The organism is Coleofasciculus sp., assembly GCF_046539235.1.
Lineage (GTDB): Bacteria > Cyanobacteriota > Cyanobacteriia > Cyanobacteriales > Coleofasciculaceae > Coleofasciculus.
In genome coordinates this window covers 1-13,642 of record NZ_JBKHHI010000156.1, presented here as the reverse complement: position 1 = coordinate 13,642, position 13,642 = coordinate 1, and the positions used below count along the sequence as shown (strand labels likewise).

The 13,642-nt window shown below is 47.8% G+C and carries 10 protein-coding genes and 1 pseudogene; 5 read left to right on the top strand and 6 right to left on the bottom strand.

Annotated elements, in window-relative coordinates:
- Positions 1–999, bottom strand: a 999-nt coding sequence (gene gap / locus ACLFWI_RS15325; RefSeq protein ID WP_446413638.1) for a type I glyceraldehyde-3-phosphate dehydrogenase, incomplete at its 3' end; no start/stop codon positions are given.
- A gap of 534 nt (positions 1,000–1,533) precedes the next feature.
- Positions 1,534–6,156: a PAS domain S-box protein gene (locus ACLFWI_RS15320; protein WP_446413637.1), complete on the bottom strand. Its 4,623-nt coding sequence runs from the start codon at positions 6,154–6,156 to the stop codon at positions 1,534–1,536.
- 579 nt (positions 6,157–6,735) lie between these two features.
- On the opposite strand from ACLFWI_RS15320, the gene ACLFWI_RS15315 reads away from it, so the two are divergent.
- Positions 6,736–6,999, top strand: coding sequence for a hypothetical protein (locus ACLFWI_RS15315; protein ID WP_446407993.1), 264 nt, complete (start codon positions 6,736–6,738; stop codon positions 6,997–6,999).
- 399 nt (positions 7,000–7,398) lie between these two features.
- Here ACLFWI_RS15315 and ACLFWI_RS15310 read toward each other — a convergent pair whose 3' ends face one another.
- The 3 genes from ACLFWI_RS15310 to ACLFWI_RS15300 all read right to left on the bottom strand — a co-directional run bounded on the left by ACLFWI_RS15310 (position 7,399) and on the right by ACLFWI_RS15300 (position 8,521).
- On the bottom strand, positions 7,399–7,605 hold the full coding sequence (locus ACLFWI_RS15310) for an RNA-binding S4 domain-containing protein (protein ID WP_446407992.1): 207 nt from the start codon (positions 7,603–7,605) through the stop codon (positions 7,399–7,401).
- Between the two features lie 31 nt (positions 7,606–7,636).
- The gene (gene msrB, locus ACLFWI_RS15305) at positions 7,637–8,083 is read right to left on the bottom strand and encodes a peptide-methionine (R)-S-oxide reductase MsrB (protein WP_446407991.1); all 447 of its coding nucleotides are present in this window, start codon (positions 8,081–8,083) and stop codon (positions 7,637–7,639) included.
- Between the two features lie 210 nt (positions 8,084–8,293).
- Positions 8,294–8,521: a photosystem II protein, Psb35-related gene (locus ACLFWI_RS15300; protein WP_446413639.1), complete on the bottom strand. Its 228-nt coding sequence runs from the start codon at positions 8,519–8,521 to the stop codon at positions 8,294–8,296.
- A 140-nt stretch (positions 8,522–8,661) separates the two neighbouring features.
- Here ACLFWI_RS15300 and ACLFWI_RS15295 point away from each other — a divergent pair, with 140 nt between their 5' ends.
- From ACLFWI_RS15295 to hetR, 3 genes are all read left to right on the top strand, one after another.
- Positions 8,662–10,494, top strand: a complete 1,833-nt coding sequence (locus ACLFWI_RS15295) for an FAD-dependent oxidoreductase (RefSeq protein ID WP_446413636.1) — start codon at positions 8,662–8,664, stop codon at positions 10,492–10,494.
- 303 nt (positions 10,495–10,797) lie between these two features.
- Complete coding sequence (patX, locus tag ACLFWI_RS15290; RefSeq protein ID WP_446407989.1) at positions 10,798–11,064, top strand: heterocyst-inhibiting protein PatX; 267 nt, start codon at positions 10,798–10,800, stop codon at positions 11,062–11,064.
- Positions 11,065–11,335: 271 nt separating this feature from the next.
- Entirely contained in the window at positions 11,336–12,235 is a 900-nt protein-coding gene (hetR, locus tag ACLFWI_RS15285; RefSeq protein WP_446413635.1) for a heterocyst differentiation master regulator HetR, read from the top strand.
- A gap of 89 nt (positions 12,236–12,324) precedes the next feature.
- Here the strand turns inward: hetR and ACLFWI_RS15280 are convergent, their stop codons facing one another.
- On the bottom strand, positions 12,325–13,095 hold the full coding sequence (locus ACLFWI_RS15280; RefSeq protein ID WP_446413634.1) for a TIGR00297 family protein: 771 nt from the start codon (positions 13,093–13,095) through the stop codon (positions 12,325–12,327).
- Between the two features lie 308 nt (positions 13,096–13,403).
- Here ACLFWI_RS15280 and ACLFWI_RS15275 point away from each other — a divergent pair.
- Positions 13,404–13,642, top strand: a pseudogene (locus ACLFWI_RS15275) (RNA-guided endonuclease InsQ/TnpB family protein); the annotation flags it as partial.

Below are 13,642 nucleotides of genomic sequence, written 5' to 3'. Positions count from 1 at the left end.
TTTGGATTCTTTAATCATGCGAACCGCTTCTTTAATCATCTGGGAAGCATATCCCCATTCATTGTCATACCAACTCATGACTTTAACTAAGTCCCCATCAACGACTTGTGTCATAGTTAAATCAACAATTGAAGCATGAGGATCTTGAACAATATCCGATGAAACAATCGGGTCTTCTGAAACCGCTAAAATGTCTTGATAGCGTTCGCTTCCGGCTTCTTCTTTGAAGATGCTATTAATTTCGTCAACACTAGTTGACTTGTCGGTGACGAAAATAATATCAGAAATGGAACCAACAGGAATTGGTGCCCGTACTGCTACTCCATCAAACTTGTTTTGATATTGGGGAAGAACTTGGGTTGTCGCCACAGCCGCCCCGGTTGTGGTGGGAACTAAATTAGCCGCCGCCGTTCTCCCGCGTCGAAATTTCTTACTCGGTCCATCAACAATTGCTTGGGTAGACGTATAAGCATGAATGGTTGTCATCATGGCTTTTTTAATCCCGATTCGGCGTCCCATGACTTCAACAACGGGAGTAATGCAATTGGTGGTGCAGCTAGCACAGGATACAATCTGATCCGATTCATTTGGCTGATTAACGCCATGTACAATAGTTGTAATTCCCTCGCTTTTAGCAGGCGCAGAAAGAATCACCCGCTTGGCACCCGCTTGGATATGTTTTTCTAAATCAGGTTTTTTCGTAAAGATCCCTGTACATTCCAAGACAAGATCGACGCCTAAATCCCCCCAAGGGAGTTGGGCGGGATCTTTTTCACTTAAGATTTTATAGGATTTACCATCGATAACTATACTATCCTTTGTACTGTCTACATTCTTATTATATTTGCCGTAGACTGTATCATACTTGAGCAAATAGGCAAGATTATCGGGTGGGATTAAATCGTTAATCGCAACGACTTCTAAATCGGGATTGTCAAGGGCAATCTTAAAAACAGCTCGACCAATTCTCCCGAAACCATTAATAGCTATCTTGGTCATGATTAAAACTCCTGTAATTTTCGGTTATGAAGAGAATACGTTTACGTTTACCTGATGTACCAAGGATATTCGGGAGCCTATTTGGTTTGGGTTGAGGTACTTTACCCAACTCCCTTAAGAGAACCTGTTAGGTTTCGCTTACGCTCTACCCAACCGACTTGAACGTGATGTGCTTTTACGCTCCATGCTCCCGACTAGCGCCAGCAACCTGTCACCCTTAACTTTAGATATGTAAAAAGCTAGTTATCCTCTGTCTGTGGGAAGAAATGACCAAGCTATATCCCTCAGACTTTTACCAGATGACACTCTCCGGAAAATTACCCTTATATTCAGAAGGCTCCAGGACAAAAGGCTCCAGGGCTTCAAGGAAAAAGTACCCCAGGGATAAAGAGGGTAACTTCATCGGATTTGGTATCATTCCTTATTTTCGACAGCTGAAGGAAGTGATAATCTAGATAGTGGCTACAATCTCACTTTCTTACCCCAGCGATCTCTCACGCTTGGGTTTTCCTGAGTCAGCCGATTGTTTTCTGTTCACTGTTGTGCCAGAACTACCACAGCTCGAACTAACTGCTCTGGCTCAAGCGGCTTGGGAAGGTGCCGTTGATAGCCACTGTTTAAGGCACGCTGCTGATCCTCTTGTCTGGCATAAGCCGTCAGTGCGATCGCGGGAATTTCTCCCCCTTTTTCAGGTGGTAAAGCACGAATCTGTTGCAGTAGCGTATAACCATCTATATCGGGCATCCCGATATCACAAATTAATACATCCGGTTCAAAGGATGTCAACGTTGCCAGCACTTGAGATGCAGATGTAACGGTCAAGACATCTGCGCCATACTGGGTAAGCAATATTTTTAATAGCTCACAGGCATCAGGTTCATCATCCACCGCGAGGACTCGAATTCCGGTGAGATCCAGTTCCGGTTGGCGCAAGGTTGCTGTCTGCTTGCTCTCCGATTCACCATTCAGCAGTGGCAGTCGCACTGTAAAGGTGGCTCCCAGCCCTTCACCGGGACTATCTACCGTGATCGTGCCGCCGTGAGCCTCAACTAACTGACGGACGATCGCTAACCCTAGCCCTAATCCTCCATACTTGCGAGTAATCGAGGCATCTTCCTGGCGGAATGATTCAAAGATGTAGCCGAGAAAGTTAGGATTGATGCCTTTACCCGTGTCTTTCACCGTAATTTCTGCTTGATTGTCCACTCGTTGGAGCCAGATATCGACTCGTCCCCCATTGGGAGTGAATTTAATCGCGTTTGACAGTAAATTCCAGACAATTTGCTGTAGTCGGGCGGCATCCCCAGACACTTGTCCAATGTTGGGTACTACGCCATGAAGTGAGATAGATTTAGCTACGGCTGTCGCCCGCACCGTATCAATCGCCGCTGCAATCACAGAGGACAAATTGACGGGCGTTATCTCCAGGCTGAGTTTACCCCGCAGAATTTTGGCAATATCCAGCAAATCATCAATCAGTTGAACCTGTAATTTGGCATTCCGTTCAATGATGGCGAGGGCTTCGGCAGTTTTGGCTGCGTCAAATTTACGAATTTGTAACAACTTTGTCCAACCCAGGATAGGATTCAACGGTGTTCGCAACTCGTGGGAAAGGATAGCCAGAAATTCATCTTTGATGCGGTTGGCACGTTCGGCGGCTTCTCGTGCGGCTTGTTCTTGCTCAAACAGTTGTTCTCGTTGGGCTTCGACTTGTTTTTGCTCCGTGATATCACCCACGACTCCAACCAGACGTAGTGGTGTTCCATCCAACGCAACATCGAGTTGTCCATTAAATTCAATCCACCGCCACTGACTATCATGGCGCCGCCGAATGCGACAGATGAAATGAAAGAGATGGTTACCCTGGATTCCCTCAGCTAAAGCCTGTTCAAAAGCCTCGCGATCATCTGGATGAATCACACTTCCCACAAACTGGGCTTGGTTCAGGGTGCCATCTTCGAGAGTGTGACCGAATATTTGGTACATCTGGGGGTTCTCCCAGACGGCATAATCAGTCTGGATATCCCACTCGAACACGCCGAGTTGGGCAGCACTTGTGGCTAGATCAAGGCGCTGTTCTCGTTCGCGCAATGCTTCTTCTGTCTGTTTGCGTTCCGTAATATCGGTATTTGTGCCAAACCAGCAGCAAATGTTTCCGGCTTCGTCTCGAATTGGCAGGGCGCGAGACAAAAACCAGCGATACTGTCCATCTTTACCCCGTAAGGGAAAGGTATCTTCCCACGGTTCGCCTGTTTCATAGCAACGGCTAATTTTCTCCACCACCCCCTCCACATAGTCTGGGTGATGCACCTGCTGCCAGCCCCAGCCTTGCATCTGTGCCAATGTCGTCCCGGTATAATCAAACCAGCGTTGGTTGTACCAGAAGATCCAGCCGTTCTCATCTGCCATCCAAGCCAATTGAGAAATGTTATCTGCCAGAGTGCGGAAGCGTTGTTCACTCTCTTTAAGTGCCTCTTCTGCTTGTTTGCGATCGCTGATATCCTTGAACAGGATGGCGACGTTTCGCTGTTCTGGCTCTCCAACGCGAAATGCATAAACATCAAACCAGCGATTCATCGGTTCAGAGCCATTCTCAAAGCGAACGGGTTCACCGGTTAGAGCCACTTTGCCGTAAATCTCAAACCAATAGTCTTCCAGATTAGGAATCAGTTGACGAGCCGTTTTCCCCTCCGCCTGTTTGAGTCCCGTTTGTTGCTCGAACATGGGATTGACTTCGAGGAAGCGGTAATCAAGTGGTCGATCCTGTTGATCAAACAACATTTTGATCACACAAAAGCCTTCATCGATGGATTCAAACAGCGTGCGATAGCGTTCCTCCGAGCGGCGCAGAGCAACTTCAGCTTGCTTGCGATCGCTAATGTCAGCCAGCGCACCGGGAAAGGTAATCGCATTGCCGTTTGCATCGTATTCTACCCGTCCCCGGGCAATGACCCATCGCTGTTTTCCGTCAGCATCGCGGACGCGGTACTCAGCCCCATAGTCTTCTCCCGTGGCGATCGCCTGTTCAATTTCAGCGGTGACTTGAGGGCGATCTTCAGGCTCAATGGCGTTGAGAAATTGATCGAGTGGCAATCCTGTCGCCGCATGCTGTGAGTCAACACCGAACAGGTGCGCGAAGTTGCGATCAGTCATGACACTATTTTCAGCGATATTCCAGCGCCAAGTGTAGATCGAACCAGCGGCTAAAGCGGCTTCTAGTTGAATATGGGCTTCTTTGAGCGCTGCTTCTGCTTGTTGGCGATCGCTAATATCAATGACTGAACCAATATATCCTTGAAACTCACCATCCTCTCCTAACCAAGGATTGGCGGCATCTATACAATAGCGATAGTTACCGTCTTGGCGACGCAAACGGTATTCCACCCGAAAGGCTTCGTGACGCTCCTTTGCCCTTAAGAAGGTGTCTCGCGTCAGCTTTCGATCCTGGGAATGCACGGCATTGAGCCAACCCAACCCCAGTCCCTCGGCTTCGGTTTGCCCGGTGAAATTGTACCAGCTTTGGCTCAAGTAGGTGCAGTTTCCAGTCGCATCGGTCACCCAAACCATCATGGGTGCGTGATCTGCCATATTCCGGAATCGTGCTTCGCTTTCACGCAACGCGGCTTCTACCCGTTTGCGTTCGGTGATGTCTTCACAAACCGTACTAATGCCAATCACCGAATCACCAACTTTCAACGGTAAAAAATGTTCTAACCAGGTGCGTTTCACCCCCGGTTGCGCCGGGGTTTCGCCCTCAATTTCTACATTAAATAGCGGTTCTCCCGTTTCCAGGATGGGCAACAGAAGCTGTTCGGCAGTATCGGCGAGATCCGGGAGGAGTTCCCGCACAGTACGCCCAATATGGGCTGCAACAGATAATCCGTTTATGTCTGCCAATCGCTGATTGATCCGCACAAAACGGAGTTCCCGATCCAGGACATTCAAGCCAATCGGGGCAGACTGATAGATGGCTTCAATTTCTGCCAATTGCTGCTGAAGTTGAGCCTGAGTGTCTTGCAACTCGGCTTTTGACTGGATGCGATCGCTAATATCAATTCCAGAGGGAATCAGGTACTCCACCTGTCCCGCCTCATCTAACACAGGCACCAGGGCAAAATCAAGGATGATGAATTGGTCTACTCCTAGACGCACCTGCACGTCATAACGCACCGTCTCCCCAGCCGCTGCCCGTTTAATGGCGGCTTTTAACTGACGCTGAACTTGAGCATCATAAGACCACCAGTACGCCTGCTCAAAGGGTTGACCCAACACATCGCTAGGCTGAAGGGATGCTGCTGCTAAAGCCGTCTGGTTAACCTCCATCAATACCCCCTCAGGAGTAATCACGCCGACAAAGCTAAACAGGCTGTCGAGTACCCGCCGCACCTGCTGCTCACTGCGCTTAATCGCTTCAATATCCGTAATCGTGCCAATCCAGCCGATAATGTTTCCCTGAGGATCTCGCGTCGGCAGTCCCCGGCTGATGAACCAATGGTACACGCCATCCCCACGGCGAATGCGGTATTCGATCTCAAAGGATTCGCCATTAGCGACGGATTGACGCCATTGGGCTAGAGTGCGATCGCGATCGTCGGGGTGAACCCTACTGACACCCGACACGCCCATCGATTCCGCTTCACTCAAACCCGTGTACTCATACCAGCGCTGATTCCAGTAATTGATGTTCCCGGTTGCATCAGCTATCCAAACGATTTGGGGCATAGCTTCCGCCAAATCCTGATAGCGCTGTTGGCGTTCCCGTCGCGATTCAGCATTGGCGATCGCACTCCGCATCGCTACGCGCAGATCATGGGGGGTAATCCGCTCTCTCACCAGATAATCCGCTGCGCCATTTTTAAATGACTGCACCGCCATCTCCACATCATCACTGTCAATCACCACAATCGGCGGACAGTGTTCACCCATCTGTTGCTTCAGTTGACCTAGAAACTCGAAGCAACTGGTATGGGGGGAGTGAAGTTCTAGCAGAATGCCGTCAATGGGGTGTGATCGACACAGTGCCAGAGTTGATGTATCGTACCGTTCTGTGAAAACCTGATAAGAAAAGATCGTATCTTGGCATAAGTAATGCTGATAATCGCCATCGTTCTTACCCGAGTCGTCAATCACGAGAACAGTCCGATGATGCTTTGACATACGGAATACCTAATTCGCACAGCTAGCTTAGGGGGAAACAGTCGAAACCGTCTAATATACGGAAATGGCACTGTTGTTATCATAGCGTTGTAATCCTTCCCTTTATAGGGTGGGGTGCGTTCAATGGCTCTGTAGCGGGAGAGGAATTCCCGATGCTGTAAATCCCTCTCCTACAACCTTGCTGCGGGAGCGCTTTCAACCAAAAATTTTTCCAATAAACTTTTGTAACAGTATTTCCCGGATTTACCGATAAATTCGGATCATTATCTTTACAATTTTTGACGTAAATGTAAAGTTTTAATTATATCTATTGAGCATTATGAAAGTTAAGTAACCCAAGGTATATAAAAACGATTTGGCAACATCTCAATGTTGATTTTTGGGAAAAATCTGTGACATTAATCACAGCTAAACCCTGGGTAAATCACAAAATTGTTACGAGTTTATCACACTAAATGCTGAGAACAATCACTATTTTTTATGGATTAAATTACAACAATTTACCGAAAAATGGGAGATGATTTAGATGTAATGTGGTTGATTAGTTAAATTGAGTTGAGAGCAAACGGAGAACTAACAATGAGAGTATTTACCCATTATACAGTCAGCGAAGGAGATATAGAACTTCTGTTAAAAAACACAGATAACAATGAGGACGTATCTTTCGAGGAATGGGATGCAGATGTCTTATCCCAAGACTGGGATGCGGATGCTTTTATCGACGAATGGAATGCAGACTATCCAGTAGATGATAACAATAGGGACATCTGGTTTAATGACTGGAAGGAGTTTGAAACAAACTTAGACGACATGTTAATTCACTGTCGCGAATGGGAACTATAAGCTATCCCTAAGATTCGACAGCCTTCCATTTATTTTTGTCTCTGACTTAATCAATCAACTTGCCCAAGTTATTACGGGCATCATCTTGAACTCAATACCTAAGAAGTGACAGTTTTTTGCCGTTAATTTTTCTCATTTCCATTAATCTCAATACCCTAATCTCGAAAATAAACCTACCTTCATTTTACAGGTTAGGTGAGGGCGGGTTGGGCAAAAATATTAGTTTTATGTGACAGCTTTGATTAAGCGCCTCTCGCCCGCCCCGAAAAGCTCCTAAATACTTGTCGTAGATGGAGGATAGCCATGTAGAGATAAGGACTTGCGTCTGAAAGCCGGGGAGTTACCTCACCATTTTTTAAACAAACGGATATTGGGAGGGAAATCTCCACTCAGACATGGCTAGAGTTGAGTCCCAACCTTATAGGTTTCTCCTTGTACGCTTACCAAATCTCCTGCAACTAATTTACGCCCACGTCGAGTTTCGATGATGCCATTAACGGTCACATCACCGTCTTGAATCATCAGTTTAGCTTCGCCACCTGTGGACGCTACACCTACCCACTTGAGGAACTGATCTAACTTAATGGTTTGGATGGGGCTGGTCATGCCAAAATAGACAAATCACTGATCTGGAGGGTTAGGTGGTTGGAGATTTATCGGTTTCCGCCTCAGATTCTGATTTAACCTGATCGGACTTGACAAAGTTTAGCGCGGCAGAATTTAGGCAGTAACGCTTACCCGTTGGTGCTGGTCCATCATCAAATACATGACCTAAGTGAGCATCACAAGCCGCACAGAGTACCTCAGTGCGGCGCATCCACAAAGTATTATCGGCTTCATATTTGATGCTTTGTTCATCAATTGGCGCCCAAAAACTGGGCCAACCTGTGCCAGAATCATATTTGGTTTTGGATGTGAACAAGTCATTGCCACAACAGACACATTTGTAGACTCCAGGCTGCTTGTTGTCGTGATACTCCCCGGTGAAGGCGCGTTCCGTTCCCTTCTGTCGGGCTACTTTGTATTGTTCCGGGGTAAGCTGTTGTCTCCACTCCGCGTCACTCTTTTGTACTTTCTGAATCATGGTTTCAGCTTCCTTAACTATGCAAACATCAGGTTCTGTTAGGAGGTCGGGGGTAGGGTGTAGAGGGAAAATGGGGATTCTACCCTCTTGGCGATCCTACCCAATTTAATCCTATCGTTCCTTTCCCACCGTCTCCATCGCCCTTAACAGCAAATATAGCGAAACGTGAGATGGCGGCGTGAAAAAGTGTTGAGTAGACAGAGGATGCGGTTAGGACGGCAAATTATTGCTCGCATAAGCATCCATCTTGTAAGCTGGCGTGCGATCGCTGTAATTCGTCTCGATCCCGGTGATCGACTTGGCTAGCTGCTCAAAGGACTCCGAACGCCAGTTGCGATCGTGGATTGGCTTCCTCTGTTCGCCTCTAAAGTAAGCCTGAGTCCCTAAGACAGCAACGGCGACCCAACCGACGACAAACAATGAAACTAGGATAACCATTGGGCTAATCATAATCGTTCTCCTTTGTTTAGCAACTTTGTAAATTTATGTTATTCACAATGTAACGAATTATTACGAAAAGCATCTGTGACTTGACTCTGGTGCGGTTGTGATGCTAATCACTATCCCCAACCTATTTTTTGATCGCGGTGAATGAATTAACAACAGAAGTCTTAGTTGTCGGCGGTGGTACAGGTGGCACAAGTGCAGCCATCCAAGCGGCACGTCGAGGCGTCAAAACAATTCTAGTCAGCGAGTTTTCCTGGCTAGGAGGAATGCTAACAACAGCCGGTGTCTGTGCGCCCGATGGCAATGAATTAGCCGCGTGGCAAACAGGATTATGGGGTGCATTTTTGCGAGAACTTCAACAGCGACAGCCGGGAGGACTTGATCATGGGTGGGTGAGTTTGTTTACCTACCACCCTAGAATTGGCGCTCAAGTCTTGGCAGATTGGGTGCAAGCATTACCCAACCTCAAGTGGATTTCTGGACAAACACCGTTAGCGGTATTAAAAGCAGGGGATTGTGTCACCGGGGTGCGATTTGCTGATGTTGTGATTCACGCCAAAGTCACCCTAGACGCCACAGAATTGGCAGATGTACTGGAATTAGCCGAGATTCCCTATCGCTGGGGTTGGGAGTTGCGATCGCGCTTTGGTGAACCGAGTGCGCCTATTTCTGGCAATGACTTGACTCAACGCTATCCCGTTCAAGCACCAACCTGGGTGGTTATCCTCAAAGATTTTGGCACCGATACAGCGCCGGAAATTCCGCGCCCACCTCAATACACCTCAGAACATTTTGTTGGGGCGTGGGAGGGTTATGGGGTGGAATCCTTTCTCAATTACGGACGCTTACCTGGGGGACTGTTTATGCTGAACTGGCCCCAATCTGGCAATGATTATGGTCAGGGGGTGGGGCGCTTAGTGGAATCGGATGCATCCCGACAGCAGTTTCTCCAAGAAGCCTGTTGGCACACTCAAGGCTTTGCCAGTTTTATTCAATCTCAACTGGGACGGCGTTATGGTTTAGCCGATGATATGTTCCCAGAGGCGTCTATTGGGGGTGGGGCTTACGCCTTACATCCTTATTATCGAGAAAGTCGGCGTCTGGTGGGGCTGGTGACATTGCGAGAACAAGATATTTTACCGATACCGGGGGGTCAGGTTGCACCTTTGCCTGTCGATGAGTCAAGCGCTTTTGCCGGAATTACTGTGGGAAATTATGCCAATGACCATCATTATCCCGGTTTTACGTTCCCCTTAGCCCCAAAATCCATCCGTTGGGGAGGGCGCTGGACGGGAACACCGTTTACGATTCCTTATGGTTGTCTTGTACCCGTGTCAATGGATGGTTTGTTATTGTGTGATAAAAATATTTCGGTCTCTCACATTGCCAATGGTTCGACGCGGTTGCAGCCTGTGGTGATGAATCTGGGTCAAGCCGCAGGAATGGCGGCGGCGTTGTCTGTGGAACTTGGCTGTCACCCGAGGGAGTTAGCTGTCCGGCGTATTCAAGAGGCATTGTTAGGCGATACTATTGCCCCGGCTGCGGTGATGCCCTTATTTAACAAATCCCTTGATGATCCCGATTGGTTGTACTGGCAACGTTATTACTTGGATCATCCAGACGAGTATCCCAGTTCAGGCATGGTTGAGGGGCAGGGGGAGATGGGGGAGATGAGGGAGATGGGGGAGATGGGGGAGAATTTCCCCAATCACCAATCACTAATCACCAATCGCCAATCATATACCTTAATCTATTTCACTGGCATATTCCAACGTCGTGCTGACCAGGATTACATGATTACCCTGAGCGAACCTGAAAATCTTATGGGTCAAATTTGGATATTGATTACGATACAACCTGAGGTTAATCAGCAACTCCAACATTACCCTCATCAGCAACAGTTAGAAGGATGGGGACGTTTAAATCCGGCGGGAAACTGGTTGCTGGTGAACCGTTTGCACTGATCAGGAATTAATCTGCTCCTGTTGCGCTAAAAAGGGCGGGTTTAGTGAGGTTAGGGGTTGTCTCCAAAATGTTATTGGTAAAACCCGCCCCTACAACCTTTCTCTTGCTCCCAGACGTGCCATGGCATCTGTGTACCTCTGCACCCCAATTCCCCTCACCCAAATTGGGAACAAACGAAAGATAAACAGGCTAGTTTACCATTAAACTTCACACAATCAACAATAACTCTGACGGGAATTTTTCCTGAACCATGAGTAAAGAGTCCGTAACAGGGACTAGAAACCCTGACACGGACATCTGCTATGCGCTTTTACACTTCTGTTACGTTAGTGAGCCTGCTTACGCTCTCATTGGCTGTCCATGCTCATGATATTCGCGATCGCTCGGCCTCACTTTTTCAGTCTACTCCTGCCCACTCGCTATTGTCTTTAGTGAAAACTGGAGACGCCGGTCCTCAAGCTCCTGAGACCAATCGCGGTGGACAACGGCGTTTCTTCACCTCCCAAGATACCCTCGCGCCCCAGATTTGTCACCGGGGTAGTGGACGGCGCGAATTTACTTGGGCATAGGTAGTTAGTGCCATTTGATATAATATATACTTTCCTGGAAGAATTATACCCCCTAGTTGTGACCCACGCAGGGGGTCTTCCAGGTTATGGTATCTCCTGGGTTGTTTATCTTCCGTCGTCTATAATCTAAGGAGAATTTAGACTTAATATTAGGGTGCTTTAAGTAAGCGCATGTTTTGCTTTTTGAGTTGGACTCGCTGGTTTAGGTGAAGCCGTGGGTTCGTCATTACCTTTATTCTGTTGTACCCATGCGATGTGACCGCTCCCTAAAATGACTAATCATCTCGATCTGATCAAGAGCCTTAGCCCCAGCGCCATGGATCAGATTATGATATATCTGGCTTTCAGCGCAATGAGAACCAGTGGACACCGACATGGGGCATTTCTAGATGCGGCGGCAACGGCTGCTAAATGTGCGATTTACACGACCTATTTGGAACAGAGTGAAAATATCCGGATGACCGGACATTTACACCATATTGAGCCAAAGCGGGTCAAGGTTATTGTTGAAGAAGTTCGACAGGCATTAACGGAAGGAAAACTGCTGAAAATGCTGGGATCTCAAGAACCCCGCTATTTGATCCAGTTTCCTTACGTGTGGATGGATCAGTATCCCTGGCAACCGGGGCGATCGCGGATCTCTGGCACTAGCCTGCACAAGGAAGAAAAGCGAATTCTAGAGGAAAAACTGCCTGATCATCTCCCAGATGCCCAGGTGGTAAGTTCCTTACAGTTCATGGAATTGATTGAGTTCCTGCACAGTCGTTCTCAGGAAGATTTACCCCCAGAACGGCGGGCGTCTCTTTCGGAAGCCATGGCGGAACATATAAAGCGACGCTTGTTGTACTCCGGCACAGTAACGCGCATTGATTGTCCCTGGGGTTTACCCTATTATGCTCTGACCAGTGCCTCGTATTCGCCTGTAGATGGCAAAGAACGTACCTACACGATGGTGGAGGATACGGCGCAGTACTTTAGGTTGATGAAAGAGTGGGCAGAACGTCAGGATGGCGTAATGCGGGTATTGGAGGAATTGGATATTCCATCGGAAAATGTTGACCAAGCGATGACAGAACTTGATGAGATTATTCGCGCTTGGGCGGATAAGTATCATCGCGATGATGGTAAACCGATGGTTTTACAAATGGTGTTTGGTCGGCAAATAGAATAGTTATTTGTCATTTGTCATTGATTATTTGTCCTTGGTTATTTAACTGAGGACTTTTCTATGACACAGAATAAAAGGTTGGGAAAACTCTACTATCCAGGTAATCCCATGATACTGTGCCAGATGACGACAAACAGGATAGCCGCGATCGCACCAATTAACGTATTGATAAAATTCACGACTTCGTTAGTCATCCATTCGACCTGAGATTGCCAAGTGGCACCAATTACACTTTCCAGGTTGGTGGCAATAAAGGCAGCTAATACACAAAAAGATACACCTGTCAAGTCTATAAAACCAACGCCCCAACCCAGAAGCGCGATCGCAGCCGAAGCGACAGCCCCCGCCAGAGTTCCTTCTAAGCTAACTGCACCTTCGGTTCCGGGGGATACAGGTTGTAATGTGGTGATTAAAAACGTGCGCTTACCGTAAGCTTTACCCACCTCACTGGCGGTAGTATCAGAAAGCTTAGTGGCAAAACTAGCGACGAACCCCAGTAGGAGAAAACTGAGATCGGGTTCATCCAAGAAAAGAACGCCCACCGCGCAAAGCGTACCTGTTAGGGCGGAACCCCATACATTTTCGGGTCCTCTAGCGCCTGAACGCTTTTCCGCGATCCCCGCCGCTTCTTTTTGTGCCATACCGATACGGGTAACGGCTGAACCGACAAGGAAATAAACCATAACAATCAGATACCCTTGCCAGCCTAACGTCCCCCAGATCACAATCCCCAAAGCCCAGGCGTGGAGAAGTCCCGCGCGGGTGAGGAGTTGCTTGGGGATCACCCAGGCGATCGCTAATAATACTGTATTTAAGAGGACGGCAATAAGCCAAGGGTTGAGAGAATTGAAGGTTGCAAGCATTTACTAAGTGTTGAGTTTGATTGTGTAGGGGCGGGTTTAGGGACTTGGCGCAAGCTATTGATGATAACCTTTGTTCAAAACCCGCCCTGACCGAGTTTTGATTGTGTAGGGGCGGGTTTAGGGATTTGGCGCCAGCTATTGATGATAACCTTTGTTCCAAACCCGCCCTGACCCCACCGAAATCGCGAGGGGCTACGGGTTCAATCGTAGCGTAGCGCAGATAACCCGTAGGGGGATAGCGAGAAATGCCATCGGTCGAGCCCCGAAATATTTCTAACCATTGTCCCTACAGGTGGTATAATCTAGTGATGAAACAAGTTCTAACTATAGTTGTAAAGCTTCAACCTACGCCTGAACAAGCTGCCAAAATCGGGGCAACTCTTCAGGCGTTTGCTGCTGCCTGTAACTATGTTAATGAACACACAGATCCAAAACTGACCAATAAAATAGCTATTCAGTCCTTGACTTATCACACGATTAAAAGTGAGTTTGGTCTTGTGGCGAATATGGCGGTTAGGGCTTGTGCGCGAGTCTCTGCTAACCGGAA

What these genes read in the sequence shown, in the direction of transcription:
- ACLFWI_RS15320 (WP_446413637.1), bottom strand. Translation starts at nt 6,156, where the DNA reads ATGTCAAAGCATCATCGGACTGTTCTCGTGATTGACGACTCGGGTAAG.
- ACLFWI_RS15315 (WP_446407993.1), top strand. Translation starts at nt 6,736, where the DNA reads ATGAGAGTATTTACCCATTATACAGTCAGCGAAGGAGATATAGAACTT.
- ACLFWI_RS15310 (WP_446407992.1), bottom strand. Translation starts at nt 7,605, where the DNA reads ATGACCAGCCCCATCCAAACCATTAAGTTAGATCAGTTCCTCAAGTGG.
- msrB (WP_446407991.1), bottom strand. Translation starts at nt 8,083, where the DNA reads ATGATTCAGAAAGTACAAAAGAGTGACGCGGAGTGGAGACAACAGCTT.
- ACLFWI_RS15300 (WP_446413639.1), bottom strand. Translation starts at nt 8,521, where the DNA reads ATGGTTATCCTAGTTTCATTGTTTGTCGTCGGTTGGGTCGCCGTTGCT.
- patX (WP_446407989.1), top strand. Translation starts at nt 10,798, where the DNA reads ATGCGCTTTTACACTTCTGTTACGTTAGTGAGCCTGCTTACGCTCTCA.
- hetR (WP_446413635.1), top strand. Translation starts at nt 11,336, where the DNA reads ATGACTAATCATCTCGATCTGATCAAGAGCCTTAGCCCCAGCGCCATG.
- ACLFWI_RS15280 (WP_446413634.1), bottom strand. Translation starts at nt 13,095, where the DNA reads ATGCTTGCAACCTTCAATTCTCTCAACCCTTGGCTTATTGCCGTCCTC.